Source organism: Pseudomonas xanthosomatis (genome assembly GCF_019139835.1).
Taxonomy (GTDB): domain Bacteria; phylum Pseudomonadota; class Gammaproteobacteria; order Pseudomonadales; family Pseudomonadaceae; genus Aquipseudomonas; species Aquipseudomonas fakonensis.
This window is the reverse complement of sequence record NZ_CP077075.1, coordinates 1,853,557-1,875,359: the sequence shown is the minus strand read 5'-3', so window position 1 is coordinate 1,875,359 and position 21,803 is coordinate 1,853,557. Positions and strand designations below refer to the sequence as shown.

At 66.5% G+C, this 21,803-nt stretch carries 19 protein-coding genes; 14 read left to right on the top strand and 5 right to left on the bottom strand.

The features are described from left to right. Positions 1 to 10: 10 nt before the first annotated feature. Positions 11 to 898: an acyl-CoA dehydrogenase middle domain-containing protein gene (locus KSS93_RS08370; RefSeq protein WP_217887880.1), complete on the bottom strand. Its 888-nt coding sequence runs from the start codon at positions 896 to 898 to the stop codon at positions 11 to 13. Positions 899 to 1,031: 133 nt separating this feature from the next. Here KSS93_RS08370 and olsB point away from each other — a divergent pair, with 133 nt between their 5' ends. The 6 genes from olsB (at position 1,032) to KSS93_RS08340 (ending at position 8,502) form a co-directional block, all read left to right on the top strand. Beyond that, complete coding sequence (gene olsB, locus KSS93_RS08365; RefSeq protein ID WP_217841957.1) at positions 1,032 to 1,787, top strand: L-ornithine N(alpha)-acyltransferase; 756 nt, start codon at positions 1,032 to 1,034, stop codon at positions 1,785 to 1,787. Continuing rightward, entirely contained in the window at positions 1,787 to 2,575 is a 789-nt protein-coding gene (locus tag KSS93_RS08360; RefSeq protein ID WP_217887879.1) for a lysophospholipid acyltransferase family protein, read from the top strand. Before olsB ends, KSS93_RS08360 begins: the two co-directional genes overlap by 1 nt. 99 nt (positions 2,576 to 2,674) lie before the next feature. Next, positions 2,675 to 4,057 (top strand): TackOD1 domain-containing metal-binding protein, encoded by a 1,383-nt coding sequence (locus tag KSS93_RS08355; RefSeq protein ID WP_217887878.1) that lies wholly within the window; start codon positions 2,675 to 2,677, stop codon positions 4,055 to 4,057. Beyond that, positions 4,054 to 5,382, top strand: a complete 1,329-nt coding sequence (locus KSS93_RS08350; RefSeq protein WP_217887877.1) for a glycosyltransferase family 2 protein — start codon at positions 4,054 to 4,056, stop codon at positions 5,380 to 5,382. The genes KSS93_RS08355 and KSS93_RS08350 overlap by 4 nt, the downstream gene beginning before the upstream one ends. 10 nt (positions 5,383 to 5,392) lie before the next feature. Further along, positions 5,393 to 7,480: a TolC family protein gene (locus tag KSS93_RS08345; RefSeq protein ID WP_217887876.1), complete on the top strand. Its 2,088-nt coding sequence runs from the start codon at positions 5,393 to 5,395 to the stop codon at positions 7,478 to 7,480. Continuing rightward, positions 7,477 to 8,502, top strand: a complete 1,026-nt coding sequence (locus tag KSS93_RS08340; protein WP_217887875.1) for an HlyD family secretion protein — start codon at positions 7,477 to 7,479, stop codon at positions 8,500 to 8,502. The genes KSS93_RS08345 and KSS93_RS08340 overlap by 4 nt, the downstream gene beginning before the upstream one ends. Before the next feature lie 147 nt (positions 8,503 to 8,649). Here KSS93_RS08340 and KSS93_RS08335 read toward each other — a convergent pair whose 3' ends face one another. Continuing rightward, the gene (locus tag KSS93_RS08335) at positions 8,650 to 9,222 is read right to left on the bottom strand and encodes an acyl carrier protein phosphodiesterase (RefSeq protein ID WP_217887874.1); all 573 of its coding nucleotides are present in this window, start codon (positions 9,220 to 9,222) and stop codon (positions 8,650 to 8,652) included. 143 nt (positions 9,223 to 9,365) lie between these two features. Here KSS93_RS08335 and KSS93_RS08330 point away from each other — a divergent pair, with 143 nt between their 5' ends. Next, complete coding sequence (locus tag KSS93_RS08330; protein WP_217841953.1) at positions 9,366 to 9,668, top strand: ArsR/SmtB family transcription factor; 303 nt, start codon at positions 9,366 to 9,368, stop codon at positions 9,666 to 9,668. Positions 9,669 to 9,685: 17 nt separating this feature from the next. Next, a complete protein-coding gene (locus KSS93_RS08325; protein ID WP_217887873.1) occupies positions 9,686 to 10,735 on the top strand; it encodes an alkene reductase in 1,050 nt (349 codons plus the stop codon). 72 nt (positions 10,736 to 10,807) lie between these two features. On the opposite strand, the gene KSS93_RS08320 is transcribed toward KSS93_RS08325, so the two are convergent. From KSS93_RS08320 to KSS93_RS08310, 3 genes are all read right to left on the bottom strand, one after another. Next, positions 10,808 to 11,632, bottom strand: coding sequence for an ATPase (locus KSS93_RS08320; RefSeq protein WP_217888701.1), 825 nt, complete (start codon positions 11,630 to 11,632; stop codon positions 10,808 to 10,810). 85 nt (positions 11,633 to 11,717) lie between these two features. Next, on the bottom strand, positions 11,718 to 12,713 hold the full coding sequence (locus tag KSS93_RS08315) for an NAD-dependent epimerase/dehydratase family protein (RefSeq protein ID WP_217887872.1): 996 nt from the start codon (positions 12,711 to 12,713) through the stop codon (positions 11,718 to 11,720). Positions 12,714 to 12,762: 49 nt separating this feature from the next. Beyond that, positions 12,763 to 13,653 carry a LysR family transcriptional regulator ArgP gene (locus tag KSS93_RS08310; protein WP_217887871.1) on the bottom strand — a complete coding sequence of 297 codons (891 nt, stop codon included), beginning with the start codon at positions 13,651 to 13,653 and terminating at the stop codon, positions 12,763 to 12,765. Between the two features lie 90 nt (positions 13,654 to 13,743). Between KSS93_RS08310 and KSS93_RS08305 the strand changes: the two genes are divergently transcribed. From KSS93_RS08305 to KSS93_RS08280, 6 genes are all read left to right on the top strand, one after another. Then, on the top strand, positions 13,744 to 14,343 hold the full coding sequence (locus KSS93_RS08305) for a LysE/ArgO family amino acid transporter (RefSeq protein ID WP_217887870.1): 600 nt from the start codon (positions 13,744 to 13,746) through the stop codon (positions 14,341 to 14,343). Positions 14,344 to 14,607: 264 nt separating this feature from the next. Continuing rightward, positions 14,608 to 15,204, top strand: a complete 597-nt coding sequence (locus KSS93_RS08300; RefSeq protein WP_217841948.1) for a superoxide dismutase — start codon at positions 14,608 to 14,610, stop codon at positions 15,202 to 15,204. A 268-nt stretch (positions 15,205 to 15,472) separates the two neighbouring features. Continuing rightward, positions 15,473 to 17,524: a putative bifunctional diguanylate cyclase/phosphodiesterase gene (locus KSS93_RS08295; RefSeq protein ID WP_217887869.1), complete on the top strand. Its 2,052-nt coding sequence runs from the start codon at positions 15,473 to 15,475 to the stop codon at positions 17,522 to 17,524. 164 nt (positions 17,525 to 17,688) lie between these two features. Next, positions 17,689 to 19,023, top strand: a complete 1,335-nt coding sequence (locus KSS93_RS08290; protein WP_217887868.1) for an imelysin family protein — start codon at positions 17,689 to 17,691, stop codon at positions 19,021 to 19,023. A 267-nt stretch (positions 19,024 to 19,290) separates the two neighbouring features. Beyond that, positions 19,291 to 20,718 carry a di-heme oxidoreductase family protein gene (locus KSS93_RS08285; protein ID WP_217887867.1) on the top strand — a complete coding sequence of 476 codons (1,428 nt, stop codon included), beginning with the start codon at positions 19,291 to 19,293 and terminating at the stop codon, positions 20,716 to 20,718. 19 nt (positions 20,719 to 20,737) lie between these two features. Next, positions 20,738 to 21,802 carry an imelysin family protein gene (locus KSS93_RS08280; protein WP_217887866.1) on the top strand — a complete coding sequence of 355 codons (1,065 nt, stop codon included), beginning with the start codon at positions 20,738 to 20,740 and terminating at the stop codon, positions 21,800 to 21,802. The last annotated feature ends 1 nt before the right edge of the window (position 21,803 follow it).

The window sequence follows — 21,803 nt, the reverse complement described above, 5'->3', positions numbered from 1 at the left end:
TCTCAGGCTTTCATGACAATCCTGCAGCCCCCCAGGCCTTGGCCAGGCGCTTGTCGCGCGCAGCCTGTGCCAGCACCAGCACACCCTGGTCACGCTGCCAAAGCTGCGCCCACTGTTCGGGCCCGGCAGCCAGGGCCTTGTCGAGCTCGCCGCGCAGCCCTTCGAACTGGGCGAACAAGCCGCCCAGCAGCAAGTGGCAACCCACACTGTCGGCGCACTGCCGGCTGCCCTCGGCGCAACCGGCCAGCAGGCTCAGCAAGCGCAGGCGCAAGGCCTGCGGCCAGGCGCACTCCTGCCCCACGCCATACAGCCAGGCCACCAGCGCGGCCAGTACATAAAGGTCTTCAAGGGAGCGAAAGGGTTTGACGTAGGCATCCCAGCCATCCCCGGCCAGCAGTTCGCAGGCTGCGCCTTGCAGTTGCAGGCGGCCATGGCCGACTTCGGGCATCAACGGCAGGGTTGGCAACGCTTGCAGCGTCACCCCCGGCTCGCCCGGGTAAACCACCGCCAACTGCAAGCGCGGGCTTTCGCCCTGCCCTTCGCAGCGCGCGGCCACCAGCAACCACTCGGCCTCAAGCCCTGCCGTGACGAAATCCTTCTCGCCGGTCAGGCGCAGCCCGTCGATGCGGGTGTGCATGTCGGCCGGGCGCACGCTGCGCCGCTCGGTCGCGCACAGCGCACCGAGGCCGGCCGGGGCGCTGGGCCACAGCACGCGCAACGCCGCCTGGTAGCCCAGCAAAAAGGCCAGCCCAGGGGTGGCCATGGCGCGCCCGCCGAGCACCGCCAGTTCGAACGGCGCAGCACTGGCAAAACGCTCCAGCACCGTGGCGCAGGTTTCGCCAAGGGTCGCTTGCAAGGGGTGGCGCAAAGGGTCGTTGAGTTGTTGCAACCAGGCCATCGAGGTTCTCCCGTGGGGCTGTCACGCAAGCATCACCAAAGATTCATGGGGGTGACACCGGCCATACCTAGGCTGACTTTGCACAACAAAGCCGACCGGCCGCAACCCTTTGGCTGGCTTATGGAGACTCGCAATGACTCGGATCGCTCGCTCTGGCGACAACAGCCCTGAACGCCGTCTGCAAGCCGAACGCCTGGTCGGCGCTGCCGCCCTGCAGGAAGCACAGGCGCTGCGTTTCAAGGTGTTCAGTGGTGAATTCAAGGCCAAGCTCAAGGGCGCAGAACACGGCCTGGACATGGACGACTACGACAGCCACTGCCGCCACATCGGCGTGCGCGACCTGGCCACCGGCGAGCTGGTAGCCACCACCCGCCTGCTCGACCACCAGGCCGCCAGCAGCCTGGGGCGCTTCTACAGCGAAGAAGAATTCAGCCTGCACGGCCTGCTGCAGTTGCAGGGCCCGATACTCGAGCTGGGCCGCACCTGCGTGGCCCCCGACTACCGCAACGGCGGCACCATCGCGGTGCTCTGGAGCGAGCTGGCCGAAGTGCTCAACGAGGGCCGCTACAGCTACCTGATGGGCTGCGCCAGCATCCCCATGCAGGACGGCGGCGTGCAGGCCCATGCGGTCATGCAGCGCCTGCGCGAACGCTACCTGTGCACCGAGCACCTGCGCGCCGAACCGAAGAACCCGCTGCCGACCCTGGCCCTGCCAGGCAATGTCATCGCCGAGATGCCGCCACTGCTCAAGGCCTACATGCGCCTGGGCGCGAAGATCTGCGGCGAGCCGTGCTGGGACGAAGACTTCCAGGTGGCCGACGTGTTCATCCTGCTCAAGCGCGACGACCTCTGCCCGCGCTACGCCCGCCACTTCAAGGCGGCGGTCTGATGCCGGGGCTGCGGGCCAGCGCCCGCCTGCTGCGGCTGTTTCTGGTGCTGGGCCTGGGCCTGCTGATGGCCGCCTGCATCGCCCTGGCCGAGCGCCTGGGCCTGAATACCCCGCTGGAGCGCCGGCAACGCTGGACGCGCCTGTTCATGCAGCGCTTGGTCGCCGCCCTGCCCTTCGAGGTGAAAGTGCAGGGCGAGCTGCCGCAACAGCCGATGCTGTGGGTGTGCAACCACGTGTCGTGGACCGACATCCCGCTGCTGGGCATGCTCACCCCGCTGTCGTTTTTGTCCAAGGCCGAGGTACGCCACTGGCCGCTAGCCGGCTGGCTGGCAGAAAAGGCCGGCACGCTGTTCATCCGCCGCGGCGGCGGTGACGCCCAGCGCCTGCGTGAACAGATCAGCACCCAGCTCGGCCAGCAGCGCCCGCTGTTGATCTTCCCCGAAGGCACCACCACCGACGGGCGCACCCTGCGCACCTTCCACGGCCGCCTGCTGGCCGGGGCCATCGACCAGGGCATACCTGTACAGCCGGTTGCCATCCGATACCTTCGCAACGGCGAGACCGACCCAATTGCACCGTTCGTCGGCAACGATGACCTGGTCTCGCACCTGCTGCGCCTGTTCGGCCAAGACCGTGGCCAGGTGCATATCGAGCTGCTGCCGGCCATCACCAGCGCAGGCAAAGAACGCGCCGTGCTTGCCTTGCAGGCGCAACAGGCGGTTCACCTGGCGTTGTTCGGCGTGGTTGAAAGCGAACTGCCGGTACGCCGCCACGCCCGCGCAGCCTGAGGTTAGAGCAATCGCTCAAACTTGTACAAAGTGGTCGCCTTGTAGAACTTTAAAGCGCTGCCTCCAGTCGGAAAGCCAGACCTCTGAACTGGAGCAGCCATGAACGACGCAGCCGTACGCGTCGCTGAAGTAGGCTTTGGCCGCGAATCGCAGCACCCGCTTGCGACGCGCTTCACCGACCTGACCGCCCTGTTGCTGGAACCCGCCTTCGACGCCGTCATCCTTGGCGCCTCCCTCGAAGAAAACCGCCAGATGCTGCACAGCCTGCGCGCGCACCCGCAGTACGGCCTGGGCCTGATCTACTGCCACGAGCAGCACGATGCGCAGGTGCTGGCGCTGGCCGACGGCGCCCCCGCCGCCAGCTGGCCGGCCCTGCAAAGCGCCTGCCTGCAACACCGCGAACGCCTGGCGGTGTTCAACAACGGCCGCCCCCCACAAACCCCGCAAGCACGCCTGCTGGCCTGGCTGTGGCTGCGTGCCCCGGGCCGCCTGCAAGCGCTGCGCGAACCGGGCAACCCGCAGCACTACGACTACCCGCTGGCCCGCTGCCTGGGTGGCGAGGCCATCAACAGCCAGGCGCTGGTGCGTGACCTGGCACAACGCGGCCTGCTCGAGAGCACCGCCCTGGTGGACCGCATCCGCCTGTGCCGGCGCTGTGGCAGCGGCCAGCTGAACTACGTCGACACCTGCACCGAATGCCACAGCCTGGACATCCGCCGCCAGGCCTCGCTGCACTGTTTCACATGCGGGCATATCGGCCGCCAGGCGCAGTTTCTCAAAGATGGCGCGCTGGTCTGCCCCAACTGCCTGACCCGCCTGCGGCACATCGGCAGCGACTACGACCGGCCGCTGGAAAACTACGCCTGCAACCAGTGCCAGGCGTTCTTCGTCGACGCCGACATCCAGGCGCGCTGCCTGGACTGCGGTGAGCAGCACACCCCGGACCAGTTGCAGGTGCGCGAGGTGCGCCATTACCAGCTGTCCGAAGCCGGCATGCTGGCCGCACGTCAGGGCCTGGAACGCGACAGCGAACCGCTGTTCGGCGGCCTGGCGATGGTCGCGGCCAACACCTTCCGCACCCTGCTGGACTGGCAGCTGGAACTGATCGACCGCCACCAGGCGCCACGCTTCGCCCTGCTGGGCCTGCGCTTTCACAACCTGGCCACGGTGCTCGAACGCCTTGGCCCGCAGCGCGGCCATGCGCTGCTCGATGCGCTGATAGAACGCATCCAGGTGGCCATCCGCGACACCGACCGCTGCACCCGCACCAGCGAAGAACAGCTGTGGCTGCTGCTGATGTACACCGACGGCGCCGGCCTGCAGCGTGTAGTCGAGCGCCTTAACCGCATCGGCGAACTGTTCGTCGGCCAGGACCTGCAAGACATTCGCCTGGCCACCGTCGGCTGCGTGGCCCCCGAAGGCCTGCTGGAAAAAGACAGCGCCGAGCTTTTGATGGCGCGCCTGGCAGGGGAGCTGCAATGAACGCGCTGATCGACCACTGGCAGGCCTGGCTGGGCGAAATCCAGGGCCCCAACGGCCACTGGCGGCTGTTCTTGATGGTGTTCCCGTATTTCTTGCTGCTGGAGGTGCCGCTGAACCTGCTGGTGCTGCTCGGCACCTTGCGCTGGTTCGCCCGCGAACGCAGCGCCGTGGAGCAGCGCACGCCCTGGTACCCGCGGGTGTCGTGCATCATCACCTGCTACAGCGAAGGCCGCGACGTCGAACTGACCCTGCGCAGCCTGGTGGAGCAAACCTACCCCGGCATGCTGGAGATCATCCCGATCATCGACGGCGCCAGCGGCAACCCGCGCACCACCGCCGCCGTGCGTGCGTTTCGTGCAAGCCACAAGTTGCCGGCCAACCGGGTGATCCGCCCGCTGGCCAAGTGGCAACGCGGTGGCCGGGTGTCGTCGCTGAACGCGGGGCTTGCCTACAGCAGTGGCGAAATCCTGATCAACGTCGACGGCGACACCTCGTTCGACAACGACATGGTCGGCCACCTGGTGCGCCACTTCGCCGACCCCAAGGTGCCGGCGGTGGCCGGCAGCCTGCGGGTGCGCAATGCCGGTCAGTCGCTGGTGGCGCGCATCCAGGCGCTGGAGTACCTGCTGTCGATCCACATGAGCAAGATCGGCCTGGCCGAATGGAACCTGGTCAACAACGTCTCCGGGGCCTTTGGTGCATTCCGTCGCAGCTTCCTGGTGCAGATCGGCGGCTGGGACACCCACACCGCAGAAGACCTCGACCTGACCCTGCGCATCAAAAGCTACTTTCGCCGCTACCGCCTGCGCATCCCCTTCGAGCCGCGGGCCATCGGCCATACCGACGCCCCGGCCACCTGGCGCGGCTTCCTGCAGCAGCGCCTGCGCTGGGACGGCGACCTGTTTTTCGTCTATGCGCGCAAGCACCGGCATGCCTTCAACCCGGCGCTGGTGGGCTGGCCGAACTTTCTCATGCTGCTGGTCAGCGGGCTGTTCTTCCAGCTGGTGCTGCCGCTGATCATCCTCGGCTACAGCCTGGTGGGCCTGGCGGTGCTGCCGTTCACCGCGTTCGTGTTCTTCTCGCTGCTGATCTACGGCCTGTATCTGGGCATGAGTGCACTTTTGTACCTGGGCATGCTGCTGATGGTCAGCGAACGGCCGCGCCAGGACCTGCGCCTTGTCTGGATTCTGCCGCTGTACCCGCTGGCGATGTACGCCCTGCGCTGCTGGAGCGTATTCGCCCTGCTCAACGAGCTGCTGCGCCGCGGGCATGAAGAATCGAGCATGGCACCCTGGTGGGTGCTCAAACGCGCCAACCGCTTCTAGGGCCCCTGCCATGAACTTCAAACAAAGCACCCGGCTGCTGCCGGTGTTGTGCTGGCTGCCGGCGCTTGCCTGGGCCACGCCATTGCCGCTGGACAGCGTGCTTCAGCGCGCCACCAGCAACCCCGCCAGCGAAGCGGCCAACGCCCGCCTGCAGGCCCGTTATGCCGCCAGTGAGCAACGTGAATCGGAGGCTGGCTGGCAGATGTTCGGCAACGCCGACGTGGGCCGCTACCGCGAGCTGGTCACCGAAGACCTGCGCAACGACTACTACGGGCGCTCGTTCGCCGTGGGCGTGCGCTACCCGTTGCTGGGCAGCCTGCGCCGGCGCCTGGATGCGGTGGACGACAGCCGCCGCGACATTCACCTGGCCGAAATCGAGCAGGGCTACCAGCGTGCCCGCCAGCGCCTGGCAGTGCGCAGCGCCTATGCCGACTGGTGGCGCGCCAGCGAAGAGCAACGCCTGTGCCGCGGCCTGAAGCAAGCCAGCGAGGCTGCCGAGGCGCAATTGCGCCAGCGCCTGGACGAACGCTGGATCCTGCCCTCCGATGCCCAGCTGATGCGCGGCGAGTGGCAGGCGCTGAGCGACCGCTGCGCCCTGCAGGACGACCTGCTGGGGGATATTCGCGCAAGCCTTGAAAGCCTCGGCGTCAGCCTGCGCCCCGGCGACACGCCAGTGCCCAGCCAACTGGCCCGCCACCCGCAGGCGCTCGACGCCTGGCGCCCGCTTTTGCAAGACAACCCGCGCCTGGCCGGGCGTGACGCCGAGCTGGCCAACGCCGAGCGCCAGCGTAAAAAACCCTGGTACACCGCCATCGACGCCTACTTCAGCGTGGCGCAAACGGTCGAGGAGCGCAGCGGCGCCGCCGACCGTGGCAGCGGCCTGGCCGCCGGGCTGACCCTGTCGGCGCCGGTCGACCTGCTCGACTACGGCACCGCCCGCAGCCGCGAAGGCGAGGCGCGCTACCAGGCCGCGGTACAGGCCCGCGAGCAGGAACAGGGCGAACTGCTGCGCGAGCTGGGCAAGGTCATCGCCCAGCAGCGGCGCAGCGTCAACGAATACCAGCGCCTGCGCGAACGGCGCACCGGGCTGCGCCAGGTGCTCGACGAGCGCCGCCAGCGCGGCGAACTGGACGCCGGTGAAGCCAGCCTGCGCCTGCAGCAGGCACGCATCGACGACTACAACGCAGGCTTTGCGCAGATTGCCGCCTGGCACCGGGTGTGGCTGCAGGATGCCGCACTGCGGGTGTTCGGCGACGACAGCCCGCGCTTCGAACAACTGTTAGGTAGCCGCTACCTGCGCTGGGACGCCCCCGGCCAGATCGCCAGCGCGCCCCTGGCCCGCGGCTGGCGCCAGGGCGTGTACATCTGGCACAGCCAGGCCCTGCTCGACCCCGCCCGGCGCAGCGACGAGCTGGCCGAGCTGCGCCGCGCCGGCATCGACGAACTGCACCTGGGGCTGGATGCAGCGCAGGTGAATGCCGGCCAGGCCACCCGCGCCCAGCTTCAGACCCTGTTGCAGGCCGCCCATGCCCAGGGGCTGCGGGTCAACCTGCTGCTGGGCGACCCGCACTGGATCGAGCCGGCCGGGCGCGGGCAACTGCTCGGTTTGATCCAGCGCTTTGCCGGGCTGCCGTTCGATGGCCTGCACCTGGACCTTGAAGTCGAGCAACTAGGCTGGCCGGTGCCCGACCAGCGCGTGCAGGACTGGCTGCAGACCCTGCGCGAAGCCAAGGCGCACAGCCCCTGGCCACTGGCGCTGTCGAGCCACCCGCGCTGGTTCGAGGTAGCGGCCGACGCCAACCCCTGCGTGCCCTGCGAGCTGCAACGCCTGGGCGTGACCAACGTCAGCCTGATGATCTACCAGCGCCAGGCCGACAAAAGCACCCGCCGCGCGCTGGAGATCGCCCGCCGCTGGCCGGCGCTACACCTGCGCCTGGCGCAAAGCATCGAGGCCGACCAGCCCGCCACCCTGAGCTGGGCCGGCAGCAGCCCCGCGCAACTGCAACAGCTGGCCGCCGGCTGGCAGCGCAGCCTGCAGCCTGCCGGCCTGGCGGGCATCGACTGGCAATCCTGGACCGACTACCCGAGAAACCGATGAAGATCAATTTTCGCAGTGCCAAGGAACAACACCCGACCCAGGACAACGGCATGCAGGTGCTCTACGCGCCGGGCAAACGCCTGGCCTTCCGCCTGCGCTGGTACCTGATCCTGCTGCTGATTCTGCTGCCGCCGGCCTGGCTTGCCGGGCGCTATGGCCTTGCCATGCTGCGTGTCGAGGCGCCGGCACTGGTGCGCCTGCCCACCCTTGAGGTGCGCGCCATGCAACCTGGCCAGGTGGAGGCGGTGAACGTGCAGCCGGGCGACCATGTGCAACCCGGCAGCCCGCTGGTGCAAATGGATAACCCCGAATGGCGGCTGCGCCTGAACCTGTTGCAAGGCAGCGCAGTACCGGCCGCGGCTGACGGGCTCACCGCGCACAACCGCCAGGTGCTGCAGGCGCTGGTGGACCGGGCTGCCGCGCGGGTGCGCGATGTGCGTTCGCTGGTAGCGCGCCAGGCCGCTACCCGCGGTGAGCTGCTGGAGGCGCAGAACGCCTTGGACAGCCGCGAAGCCGAGCGCCTGGCCTGGGAGCGCAGCCTGGCCGGCGGCAACGAGGCCGAGCGCTACCAGCACCAGCAGCAACGGGAAGCGCGCTGGCTGACCAAGCGTTTGCAGCAGATGCGCATCGACGCCAGCGAAAGCGGGCGCGTGGCCGAGGTGATCGCCGCCCCCGGCGAGAACGTCGGCCCCGGCACCTTGCTGATGCGCCTGGAGCGCAGCGGGCCGGCACAGTTGTGGGTGTACCTGGACCCCAAGGATGTCGAGCACGCCACCCCCGGCTCGCGCCTGGAAGTACGCCTGCCCGACGGCAGCGCCACCGGCGCCACGGTGATCAACCCGGCCGAGAGCGCCAACCCGCTGCCCAGCGACCTGCGCAAGCCGTTCAGCAGCCCGACCCGCGGGCTGATGGTGCCGGCGCGCTTCGATCAGCCGTTGGCCGATACCTGGCGGGTGGATTCGTTGCCGGTGAGCGTGAGGTTTGCGCGTAGCGGGTGGCAGTGGTTCGGGTTGAAGGATTGAGCTCGATTGCGCGGTGATTGCCGGGGGCGCTTTGCGCCCCTATCGCGACACAAGGCCGCTCCTACAAGGCTACGCAATTCCTGTAGGAGCGGCCTTGTGTCGCGATGGGCCGCACAGCGGCCCCGAAAAACCCAAGCCGATCGCAGCTCAACGCTGCGCCGCGGCAAACCCCTGCAACTGCGGGTAGAACTCGCGAAAGTCCGCCAGCAGCGGTTCATACAGGCGCTCAAGCTCGCCCATCACCCCGGCCATGCCTTTGGGCCGCGACAGGCGCCGGGCGATGCCGTTGAACACCTGCTCCAATGTGGCGAAATCGCCATAGGCCCCCAGCCAGTCATCCGCCGCCATGTAGGGCGCAATCCGCGCCAGCCGCCCGGGCAACTCGGGTTCGGCCAGCAGCACCCGGTAAAAGGCCCCGGTGAACTGCGCCAGCGGCTGGTCGGCGTAGTCGGTCCAGTGCCGCGCCAGGCAATGGTCGAAAAACACATCCAGCACAATCCCGGCAAAACGCCGGCGCTCCCTGGGGAAACGCGCCAGCGCCGCCAGCACCAGCGGGTGGCTGTCGGTGTAGCTGTCGATATGCCGGTGCAGGCGAATGGCGGCCTCCAGCTCAGGCGCAAAGCGCCCCTCCAGCGAGCCTTTGACGAAATCGCCATACAGGCTGCCGAGCAGTTGCTGCGGCGCCGGGCCGCCCAGGTGCAGGTGTGCGAGGTAGTTCATGGGCGCAGTCTAGCACCGCCAGCGCCTATATCGTTATAACGCGATATAACGATTCGACCTCAGCTCAGAACCTCTTCATATTTGTATATCGCGAAATACCGATTTAAATTTCGACCTATCGCGATACACAACGAGCCTCACCCATGCCACTCGATCTCGACGAAATCATAAAAGCGCTGGCCCACCCGGTCAGGCGAGAAATCCTCAGCTGGCTGAAAGACCCGGCAGCGCAATTCCCCGACCAGTACCACAGCACCGAAAACGGCGTGTGTGCCGGGCAGATCGACCAACGCTGCGGGCTTTCGCAGTCGACCGTCTCTGCCCACCTGGCCACCTTGCAGCGCGCCGGGCTGATCAGCAGCCAGAAGATCGGCCAATGGCACTTTTTCAAACGTGACGAAGCCACTATCCAGGCGTTCCTCGAACAACTGCGCCAAGCGCTTTGAACAGGCAGGTAACCCTTATGACCACGCTTTTCGATCCGATCACCCTGGGCGACGTGCAACTGCCCAACCGCATCATCATGGCCCCGCTGACCCGTTGCCGCGCCGACGAAGGCCGCATCCCCAACGCGCTGATGGCCGAGTACTACGTGCAGCGCGCCAGCGCCGGGCTGATTCTCAGCGAGGCGACCTCGGTAACCGCCATGGGCGTCGGCTACCCCGACACCCCCGGCATCTGGAACGACCAGCAGGTACGCGGCTGGCACAACGTCACCCAGGCCGTGCATGGCGCCGGCGGGCGGATCTTCCTGCAACTGTGGCATGTGGGGCGCATCTCCCACCCCTCGTACCTGAACGGCGAACTGCCGGTGGCGCCCAGCGCCATCCAGGCCAAGGGCCATGTCAGCCTGGTGCGCCCGCTTAGCGACTACCCAACGCCGCGCGCCCTGGAAACCGAAGAGATCGCCGACATCGTCGAGGCCTACCGCAGCGGCGCCGAAAACGCCAAGGCTGCCGGCTTCGATGGCGTGGAGATTCACGGCGCCAACGGCTACCTGCTCGACCAGTTCCTGCAAAGCAGCACCAACCAGCGCACTGACCGCTATGGCGGCTCGCTGGAAAACCGTGCCCGGCTGCTGCTGGAGGTGACCGACGCGGCCATCGAGGTGTGGGGCGCCGGCCGTGTGGGCGTGCACCTGGCGCCGCGCGCCGATGCCCACGACATGGGCGATGCCGACCGCGCCGAGACCTTCACCTATGTGGCACGTGAGCTGGGCAAGCGCGGCATCGCGTTCATCTGCTCGCGGGAGAAAGAGGCCGACGACAGCCTCGGGCCGTTGATCAAGGCCGCCTTCGGCGGGCCGTACATCGTCAACGAACGCTTCGACAAGGCCAGTGCCAATGCGGCGCTGGCAGCGGGCAAGGCCGATGCGGTGGCGTTTGGCGTGCCGTTTATCGCCAACCCCGATCTGCCGGCGCGGCTGGCGGCGGATGCGCCGTTGAACCAGCCACACCCGGAGACGTTTTATGGGAAGGGGCCGGTTGGGTATATCGACTATCCGCGCCTGTAATTGAAGCAATCGCGGGGCAAGCCCGCTCCCACGATAGCGTGGGAGCGGGCTTGCCCCGCGATGCATTCGGGCTCAGGGCCGTGCGTTGATCTGCTGCTGCAGGTTCTGGATCTGGCTTTGCAGGGTGCTGATGTTGCGGGTGGTCTGCCCGCGGAAGGCATCGAACTCCTGCACCGAGGCGCCGCTGGGCGCTGCCGCCGGGCGGTTGTCCATCTGCGTCTTGAGCACCAGTACATCCTGCTCCAGGCTGTCGATGGCGGCTTTCTGATTGCCCTGCTTCTTCAGCGCAGCCACCTCATCGTTGAGGTTCTTCAACTGGCCATCGAGCTTGCCGCCATCCAGCTGGCCCGACTTCAATGCCGCAAGCTCGGCGTTCACTGCTTTCAACTGCGCCTGCAACTGGGTTTGCAGGTCGGTCACGGCTTTTTGCTGCGCACGGGTATCGGCCAGCACCTGCTCCAGGCGCTTGCCCAGGTCACCCGCCTGGCCGGCGACACCTTGCTGCTGCTTGCCCTGCTCGGCCAGGCTGGCCTGCAACTGGCGAATCTGCAGCTTGAGCGCCTCGCTGCCTGTGCTGCTGGTGGACTCGCTGGCATCGACCTTGCCACTGATCGCCTGCAGGCGCCCGGCCGCTTCCTCGCTGATGCGGGCGAAGCTTTCTTGGGTGGCCACCAGTTGCTGCTCCATCAGCGAGATCTGCTGGAAGCTCCACCAGCCAAGCCCGGCCAGGGCAATGAACGAGGCCCCCAGCAAAGCCCACAGCGGGCCGTTGCTGCGCGGCCGTACGGCCTTCTGGCGGCTGCGCGCCACGTGGGCGGGCAACAGTTCGTCGTCATCGGGGGTGCCGGCGCGCAGCGGGGGCACGTCGTCAAAATCGTCATGGGCGTCGTTACGCATGGGCATTCAACCACGGTGATAGCAAAGAGGCATGAGTATAAACCGCCACGGCGGCGCACTTATGAACATCTCTTCAGGCGGTGGTTCAGCGGTTGCTCTGCTGGGCCTGCCACCAGGCGCAAAATTCATCCAGCGCGGCCCACACATCGGTCTTGGGCCGGTAGTCCAGGTACTGGCGGGCGCGGCTGATGTCCAGGGTGAAATCGTGGCTCATCACCTGCATCGCGGTGCGGCTAAGGGTCGGCTGCGGGCGCCCGGGCCACAGCAGGCAGGCGGCCTCGTTGAGCGCCGCCAGGCTGTAGGCGAGGCCCAAGCTGCGGTAGCGCGTGACCTGCGGCAAGTTCATGCGGCGCATCACGTAGTTGACCACGTCCCACAGCGGCAGCGGGTGGCCGTTGCTGATGTTGTAGGCCTGGCCAAGCGCCGCATCGCCTGCGAGCAGGGCGCTGTGCAAGGCGTCGTTGAGGTTGTGCACGCTGGTGAAGTCAACCTTGTTCAGGCCGTTGCCGATGATCGCCACCCGCCCCTTGCGCTGCATCTGCATCAGCCGCGGGAAGATGCTCGCATCCCCTGCACCGGTGACGAAGCGCGGGCGTAGCGCCAGCACTTCCAGGCCGAACTCCTGGGCGCCGAACACCTTCTGCTCGGCCAGGTGCTTGGTCAGTGCGTAGTGGTCGTGAAAGCGCCGTGGCAGCTGGTCTTCGCGGATATCCAGGCGCGAGCGGCCGGTGAAGTACACCGACGGCGACGACAGGTGCACCAGGCGCCGCACATGCTCCTTGATACAGCCTTCGACCACGTTTTCGGTCAGCACCACGTTGCCTTGATGGAAGTCCTGGTAGCGCCCCCAGGTGCCCACGGCGCCGGCGCAGTGCACCACCGCATCGACCCCCTGGCACAGGCGCCGGGCCAGCTCCGCATCGCCCAGGTCACCGGGGATGAACTGCGCGCCACGCTTGACCAGGTGCTCGACGCCCTCGGCGCGGCGGCCGTTGACCCGTACGTCCAGGCCCTGCTCCAGGGCAAAGCGCGCAAAGCGCCCGCCGATGAAGCCGCTCGCGCCGGTGACCAGAATTCGCATGTAACACTCCGCCTTGCCAATTTTCAGATGCAACTGACGCCGGCCGGGCCTACAAGGGCACCAGCCAGTCGCGCGCCGAATGGCGCAGGTGTTCGGTCAGCTGGGCGAGCAGTTGCCCGCCGTTGCGCCAATGATGCCAGTACAGCGGCACATCGATGGGGGTATCGGCGCAGATTTCCACCAGTTGCCCGCCGGCCAGCTGTTCGCGGGCCTGCAACTCGGGCACCAGGCCCCAGCCAAGGCCGGCTTCGGTCATGCGCAAAAAGCCTTCGGACGAGGGGCACAGGTGGTGCAAAAAGCCGTCCTCGATACCCAATGAGGCCAGGTAGCGATGCTGCAGAAAATCGTCCGGGCCGTAGACGATGGCCGGTGTGCGGGCCAGGCGCGCCACCTCGAAGCCGTGCGGGAAGTGCCGGGCCATGAACGCGAGGCTTGCGAGCGCCCGGTAGCGCATGGCCCCCAACGCCAGGCTGCGTGCCCCGGCCACCGGCCGCTCGCTGCCGCACAGGCACGCCGCCACTTCGCCGGCGCGCATGCGTTTCAGGCCGACCTCCTGGTCTTCCACCACCAGCTCCGTGAGCAGGCGTTGCTCGGCGCAGAACGCCCCCACCGCGCCGGCCCACCAGGTGGCCAGGCTGTCGGCGTTGAGGGCGATGCGCAGGCGCTCGGGGGCGCCCTCCTCGTCCAGTGCCGGTACCTGGCGCTGCAGGTCACGCTCGAGCAGGCGCACCTGCTGCACGTGGTTGAGCAATTGGCGGCCGACGTCGGTGGGGCTGGGCGGCGTGGCGCGCACCAGCACCGGCTGGCCGACCCGTGCTTCGAGCAGCTTGATGCGTTGGGAAATCGCCGACTGCGACAGCCCCAGTACCTGGGCGGCGCGTTCAAAGCCGCCCTGCTCGATCACCGCGGCCAGGGCGGCGAGCAGTTTGTAGTCGAACATCAGTTCCTCTAATGCCAGATCAGCTCTATTTGTTTTTCTTATACCGCCAGCCTCGCCACAATGGCCAGCATCTTTTGTGGAGTAATCGCCATGTGGCAAAGCTATTTGAACGGCATGTTGGTGGCCTTCGGCCTGATCATGGCCATCGGCGCGCAGAACGCCTTTGTATTGGCCCAGAGCCTGCGCCGTGAGCACCACCTGCCGGTGGCGGCGTTGTGTATCGTCTGCGACGCGATTCTGGTGGCCGCCGGGGTGTTCGGCCTGGCCACGGTGCTGGCGCACAACCCGACGCTGCTGGCCGTTGCCCGTTGGGGTGGCGCGGTGTTCCTGCTGTGGTATGGCGCCAAGGCGCTGCGCAGCGCCTGTTCCAAACAGAGCCTGCAGCACCAGCAAGGCCAGGGCACGCGCTCGCGCCGGGCAGTGCTGCTGAGCGCCCTGGCGGTGACCCTGCTCAACCCGCATGTGTACCTGGACACCGTGCTGCTGATCGGCTCGCTCGGCGCCCAGCAGAGCGTGCCCGGTGCTTACGTGGCCGGTGCCGCCAGCGCTTCGCTGCTGTGGTTCACCACCCTGGCCCTGGGCGCAGCCTGGCTGGCCCCCTGGCTGGCGCGCCCGGCGACCTGGCGGATGCTCGACCTGATGGTGGCGGTGATGATGTTCGCGGTGGCGGCGCAGTTGATTTTCGGCTGACCTGCAGCCGGTTTGTCGGGGCCCTTGCCTTGCGCTGCCTGTACGGGCCCCATCGCCAACACGAGCAACGCGTTTGCCCCGCCCGTCACCTGCGCCAACCGCTCTGGAACCTCTATTCCCTATAGTTGTTGCGTGGTTATGCGCCTGCCCCGGTGCTATGATCCTGCCCCTGCGTCGCAAAGAGTACAAACTCGCCGACGCTCATACAGGCCACCCGTGAGGCCTGGCGCAAACCGCAAACAGACCTGAATCAGGAGATACACCATGGCTTTTGAATTGCCGCCGCTGCCGTACGCCCACGATGCCCTGCAGCCGCACATCTCCAAGGAAACCCTGGAGTTCCACCACGACAAGCACCACAACACCTATGTCGTGAACCTGAACAACCTGGTCCCGGGCACCGAATTCGAAGGCAAGACCCTGGAAGAGATCATCAAGACCTCTTCGGGTGGCGTCTTCAACAACGCCGCGCAAATCTGGAACCACTCGTTCTACTGGGAGTGCCTGTCGCCAAACGGCGGTGGCCAACCTACCGGCGCCCTGGCTGATGCCATCACCGCCGCCTTCGGTTCCTTCGACAAGTTCAAGGAAGAGTTCACCAAGACTTCGGTCGGCACCTTCGGCTCCGGCTGGGGCTGGCTGGTGAAGAAGGCCGACGGCTCCCTGGCCCTGGCCAGCACCATCGGCGCCGGCTGCCCGCTGACCAGCGGCGACACCCCGCTGCTGACCTGCGACGTCTGGGAACACGCCTACTACATCGACTACCGCAACGTGCGTCCGAAGTATGTCGAGGCGTTCTGGAACCTGGTCAACTGGGCCTTCGTTGCCGAGCAGTTCGAAGGCAAGACCTTCAAGGCCTGATCCGCAAGCCTTGTGAAAAACCCGGCCCTGGCCGGGTTTTTTTTCGCCTGCCATCCGCCGCCCGGGCCTTGCTCGCAGCCCATAGCACGCTAACATCAATTTTCTGGAAAGCTGACACTGCGCACTCAAGTCGCATGGCCGCCCGACCGATACAGAGCCAAGGGTAAACCCGCCGACGGGCGGCTTGCCGGACAGGGCGATCGGTCGATACTCTGTCGCCAGAGTTAATGGCAAAATAATGGCATGCGCATGGATTAAGGAATCCCCTTTGAAGCTGGAATTTCGCAACAGCTTGTCGGTGAAGTTGCTCAGGGTGGTGCTGCTTTCGGCGTTGGCTGTCGGCGTCGTGCTCAGCTGCGCGCAAATCGTCTATGACGCCTACAAGACCCGCCAGGCGGTGAACAACGACGCCCAGCGCATCCTCGACATGTTCCGCGACCCGTCCACCCAGGCGGTGTACAGCCTCGACCGGGAAATGGGCATGCAGGTGATGGAAGGCCTGTTCCAGGACGAATCGGTGCGCATGGCCTCCATCGGCCACCCCAACGAAACTATGCTGGCAGAGAAAAGCCGCCCGCTGCAGGACATGTCCATGCGCTGGCTCACCGACCCGATTCTCGGCCAGGAGCGCACCTACACCACGCAACTGGTCGGCCGCGGCCCCTACAGCGAATACTACGGCGACCTCAGCATCACCCTCGACACTTCCAGCTACGGCGAGGGCTTTCTGGTCAACGCGGTGATCATCTTCATCTCCGGCGTGCTGCGCGCCCTGGCCATGGGCCTGGTGCTGTACCTGGTGTACCACTGGCTGCTGACCAAGCCGCTTTCGAAGATCATCGAGCACCTGACGCAAATCAACCCCGACCGCCCCAGCCAGCACCAGATCCCCCAGCTCAAGGGCCACGAGCGCAACGAACTGGGCATCTGGGTCAACACTGCCAACCAGCTGCTGGCCTCGATCGAGCGCAACACCCACCTGCGCCACGAAGCCGAGAACAGCCTGCAGCGCATGGCCCAGTACGATTTTCTTACCGGCCTGCCCAACCGCCAGCAGTTGCAGCAGCAACTGGACAAGATCCTGGTCGACGGCGGCCGCCTGCAGCACCGGGTGGCGGTGCTGTGCGTGGGCCTGGACGACTTCAAGGGCATCAACGAGCAGTTCACCTACCAGGTGGGCGACCAGTTGCTGTTGGCCCTGGCCGACCGCCTGCGCGCCCACAGCGGCCGCCTGGGGGCACTGGCGCGCCTGGGCGGCGACCAGTTCGCCCTGGTGCAGGCCAACATCGAGCAACCCTACGAGGCCGCCGAGCTTGCGCAGAGCATTCTCGACGACCTTGAAGCGCCGTTCGACCTCGACCACCAGCAGATCCGCCTGCGTGCCACCATCGGCATCACCCTGTTCCCCGAGGACGGCGACAGCACCGAAAAACTGCTGCAAAAGGCCGAGCAGACCATGACCCTGGCCAAGGCCCGCTCGCGCAATCGCTACCAGTTCTACATCGCCAGCGTCGACAGCGAGATGCGCCGGCGCCGCGAGCTGGAAAAGGACCTGCGCGAAGCGCTGCCGCGCAACCAGCTGTACCTGGTGTACCAGCCGCAAATCAGCTACCGCGACCACCGCGTGGTCGGCGTCGAGGCGCTGCTGCGCTGGCAGCACCCGGAGCTGGGCATGGTCCCGCCGGACCAGTTCATCCCCCTGGCCGAGCAGAACGGCAACATCATCGCCATCGGCGAATGGGTACTGGACCAAGCCTGCCGCCAGCTGCGCGAATGGCACGACCAGGGCTTCAGCGAACTGCGCATGGCGGTCAATCTGTCCACCGTGCAGCTGCACCACAACGAGCTGCCGCGGGTGGTCAACAACCTGCTGCAAGCCTACCGCCTGCCGCCGCGCAGCCTGGAGCTGGAAGTCACCGAAACCGGCCTGATGGAAGACATCAGCACCGCCGCCCAGCACCTGCTGAGCCTGCGCCGCTCCGGCGCGCTGATCGCCATCGACGACTTCGGCACCGGCTATTCGTCGCTGAGCTACCTAAAGTCGCTGCCGCTGGACAAGATCAAGATCGACAAGAGCTTCGTCCAGGACCTGCTCGACGACGATGACGACGCCACCATCGTTCGCGCCATCATCCAGCTGGGCAAGAGCTTAGGCATGCAGGTAATCGCCGAAGGCGTCGAAACCAGCGAGCAGGAAAGCTACATCATCGCCCAGGGCTGCCACGAGGGTCAGGGCTACCACTACAGCAAGCCGCTGCCGGCGCGCGAGCTGACCACCTTCCTCAAGCAGGCGCAACGCAACCAGGTCTCGGCGCTGTAACACCCCCGCGAACATTGACCCTGCCCCCCCCAAACGGGCGTTTGCATGAAATGCGCAAGCGCCCCTTTACAGCAAATGCAAATCTTTCGCATGATGTTGCGGTTTCGCGTGCCACGGTGCACGGCTAACCCTCTGGTCCAACCACACGACGCAGGAAACCAACAATGATTCGAATGCCTCTGGCCTCCGCCAGTCTGCTGGCCATCGCCATCGCCCTCGCCGGTTGCGGCGAAAAGGACGACAAGGCTGGCGCCCCGCAAGCCCAGGCACCTGCTGCCGCCAGCACCGCCGCAGCCCCTGCCGGCGCTGTCGATGAAGCCGCCGGCAAGGCCGTGGTCAAGCATTACACCGAGATGGTCTACGCCGTGTACAGCGACTCGCTGAGCACCGCCAAGCAGCTGCAGACCGCCGTCGACGCCTTCCTCGCCAAGCCCAGCGACGAGACGCTCAAGGCCGCCAAAGAGGCCTGGGCCGCTGCCCGCGTTCCGTACCTGCAGAGCGAGGCGTTCCGCTTCGGCAACACCATCATCGACGACTGGGAAGGCCAGGTGAACGCCTGGCCCCTGGACGAAGGCCTGATCGACTACGTCGACAAGAGCTACGAGCACGCCCTGGGCAACCCGGCGGCCAGCGCCAACATCATCGCCAACACCGAGATCCAGGTGGGCGAGGAGAAGGTCGACGTCAAGGACATCACCCCGGAAAAACTGGCCAGCCTGAACGAGCTGGGCGGCTCCGAAGCCAACGTTGCCACCGGCTACCACGCCATCGAGTTCCTGCTCTGGGGCCAGGACCTCAACGGCACAGGCCCCGGCGCAGGTGCCCGCCCTGTCTCCGACTACCTCGAAGGCAAGGGCGCCACTGGCGGCCACAACGACCGTCGCCGCGCCTACCTGAAAGCGGTCACCGACCTGCTGGTCAAAGACCTTGAAGAAATGGTCGGCAACTGGGCACCGAACGTGGCCGACAACTACCGCGCCACTCTGGAAGCGGAGCCGGTCAACGACGGCCTGCGCAAGATGCTGTTCGGCATGGGCAGCCTGTCGCTGGGCGAACTGGCCGGCGAGCGCATGAAGGTCTCGCTGGAAGCCAACTCGCCGGAAGACGAGCAGGACTGCTTCAGCGACAACACCCACTACTCGCACTTCTACGACGCCAAGGGCATCCGCAACGTCTACCTGGGCGAGTACACCCGTGTCGACGGCACCAAGCTGACCGGCCCGAGCCTGTCGTCGCTGGTGGCCAAGGCTGACCCGGCCACCGACGCCACCCTAAAGGCCGACCTTGAAGCCACCGAAGCCAAGATCCAGGTGATGGTCGACCATGCGCTGAAAGGCGAGCACTACGACCAACTGATCGCCGCCGACAACGCTGCCGGCAACCAGATCGTGCGCGACGCCATCGCCTCGCTGGTCAAGCAGACCGGCGCCATCGAGCAGGCCGCCGGCAAGCTGGGCATCGCCAACCTGAACCCGGACACCGCCGATCACGAGTTCTGATCAGCGCCAGCGGGATAACCAAGGCGGCCTTCGGGTCGCCTTTTTTCTGCACTGGCCCTTTCGCGGGCAAGCCCGCTCCCATAGGGAACGCACAATACCCAAACCGTGCACTCCCTGTGGGAGCGGGCTTGCCCGCGAAAGGGCCAGTACAGCAGGTGAAAATGCTGGCATTTCACATCCTTTTCACCCGGGTAATTGCAAATTGCTCTTATTCAAAAACCCCCGGCCTGATAAGCTTGCACGCCGGTTTTTCGCCCACGCCCAGGATTGTCGATGTCCTTGCTCCGCCTAAGCCCCCTGCTGCTGGCCCTCACCCTCGCTGCCTGTGACGACGCCCCGCGTTTTACCCAGGCCGAGCCCGGTGAAGCCCTCTCCGGTGGCGAGGCAACCGTGCAACGCAGCGACCGCAACGCCTACTCGCTGCCCTCGGCCAACCTTTCGCCCGAGCGGCGCCTGGACTTCTCGGTGGGCAACAGCTTCTTCCGCAGCCCCTGGGTGATCGCCCCGAGCACCACCACCGCCCGCGATGGCCTGGGCCCGCTGTTCAACACCAACGCCTGCCAGAACTGCCACGTGCGCGACGGCCGCGGCCACCCGCCCGAGCCCGGCGACAGCAATGCAGTGTCGATGCTGGTACGCCTGTCGATCCCCGACCAGCCCTACCTGGCCCGCGAAATCGAGCGCATCGGCGTGGTGCCCGAGCCCACCTACGGCACGCAATTGCAGGACATGGCCATCCCCGGCGTAGCGCCGGAGGGCAAGGTGCGGGTGAGCTACGACAGCCACACCGTCACGTTCAAGGATGGCCACCAGGTTGAACTGCAGCGCCCGACCCTGCAGATCACCCAGCTCGGCTACGGCCCGATGCACCCCGACACGCGCTTTTCGGCGCGCATCGCCCCGCCGATGATCGGCCTGGGCCTGCTCGAAGCCATCCCCGAAGCCGACATCCTGGCCAACGAAGACCCCGACGACCACAACCGCGACGGCATCCGCGGCCGCGCCAACCGGGTCTGGGACGACGCCCAGGACAAGACCGTGCTCGGACGCTTCGGCTGGAAGGCCGGCCAGCCCAACGTCAACCAGCAGAACGTGCACGCCTTCGCCGGCGACATGGGCCTGACCAGCACCCTGCAACCCAAGGACGACTGCACTGCGGCGCAAACCGATTGCCTGGCCGCGCCCAATGGCAACGGCCAAGGCGGCGAGAAGGAAGTCAGTGACAACATCCTGCGCCTGGTCACCTTCTACACCCGCAACCTCGGCGTACCGGCCCGCCGTAACGTCGATGCCCCGCAAGTGCTGGCCGGCAAGAACCTGTTCTTCCAGGCCGGCTGCCAGGGCTGCCACACCCCGCAGTTCACCACCGCCGCCAACGCCAATGAGCCGGAGCTGGCCAACCAGGTCATCCGCCCCTACAGCGACCTGCTGCTGCACGACATGGGCCCCGGCCTGAGTGACGAGCGCACCGAATTTGCCGCCAACGGCCAGGACTGGCGCACCCCGCCACTGTGGGGCGTCGGCCTTTCCGAGACGGTCAGCGGCCACAGCCGCTTCCTGCACGACGGCCGCGCCCGCAACCTGCTTGAAGCCGTGCTCTGGCACGGCGGCGAAGCCCAGGCGGCGCGCGACCAGGTACTGACCTTCAATGCCGAACAGCGCGCCGCGCTGCTGGCGTTTCTGAATTCACTTTAAAACGCACAAGGAGCCGGGCATGTTCCGACCCAAACTGTTGTTCACCAGCCTCGCCGCACTCGCCCTCGGCGCCTGCTCGCCGCAGGACCCGCAGGCCGTGACCTCTGCCGCCATCGCCAAGCAGGTGATCCTGCCGACCTACAGCCGCTGGGTCGAAGCCGACCGCGCCCTGGCTGCCAGCGCCCTGGCCTACTGCGAAGGCAAGGCCTCGCTGGACACTGCCCGCGCCGACTTCCTCAACGCGCAAAAAGCCTGGGCCGAGCTGCAGCCGCTGCTGGTCGGCCCGCTGGCCGAAGGCAACCGCGCCTGGCAGGTACAGTTCTGGCCCGACAAGAAGAACCTGGTCGGCCGCCAGGTCGAGCAACTGGTCAACGGCGACAAGCCGGTAGACAAGGAATCGCTGGGCAAATCCAGCGTGGTGGTGCGTGGCCTGTCGGCCTACGAGTACATCCTGTTCGACAGCAAGCCGGACGTCGCCACGGCCGAACAGAAGGCCCGCTACTGCCCGCTGCTGGTAGCCATCGCCGAGCACCAGCAAGCCCTGGCCGAAGAGATTCTGAAGGGCTGGAACAGCACCGACGGCATGCTCTCGCAGATGACCAAGTTCCCCAACCAGCGCTACGCCGACTCCCACGAGGCGATCGCCGACCTGCTGCGTGCCCAGGTCACCGCCCTGGACACCCTGAAGAAAAAACTCGGCGCCCCGATGGGCCGCCAGAGCAAGGGCATCCCGCAGCCACTGCAGGCCGAAGCCTGGCGCAGCCACTCCTCGCTCAAGAGCCTGGAAGCCTCGCTCAAAGCCGCAGAAGCTGTGTGGGTGGGTGTCGACAACCAGGGCCTGCGCGGCCTGCTGGGCAAGGACCAGGCGCCAATGGCGCAGAAGATCGACGACGCCTACGCTACCTCGCTCAAGCTGCTGGCCGACAACCGGCAGAGCCTCGGCGAGCTGCTGGCAGACGAAGCCGGCCAGCAGAAGCTGAACCAGATCTACGACAGCCTCAACGTCGTCCACCGCCTGCACGAAGGCGAGCTGGCCAAGGCGTTGAATATCCAGCTGGGCTTCAATGCCAACGACGGTGACTGAT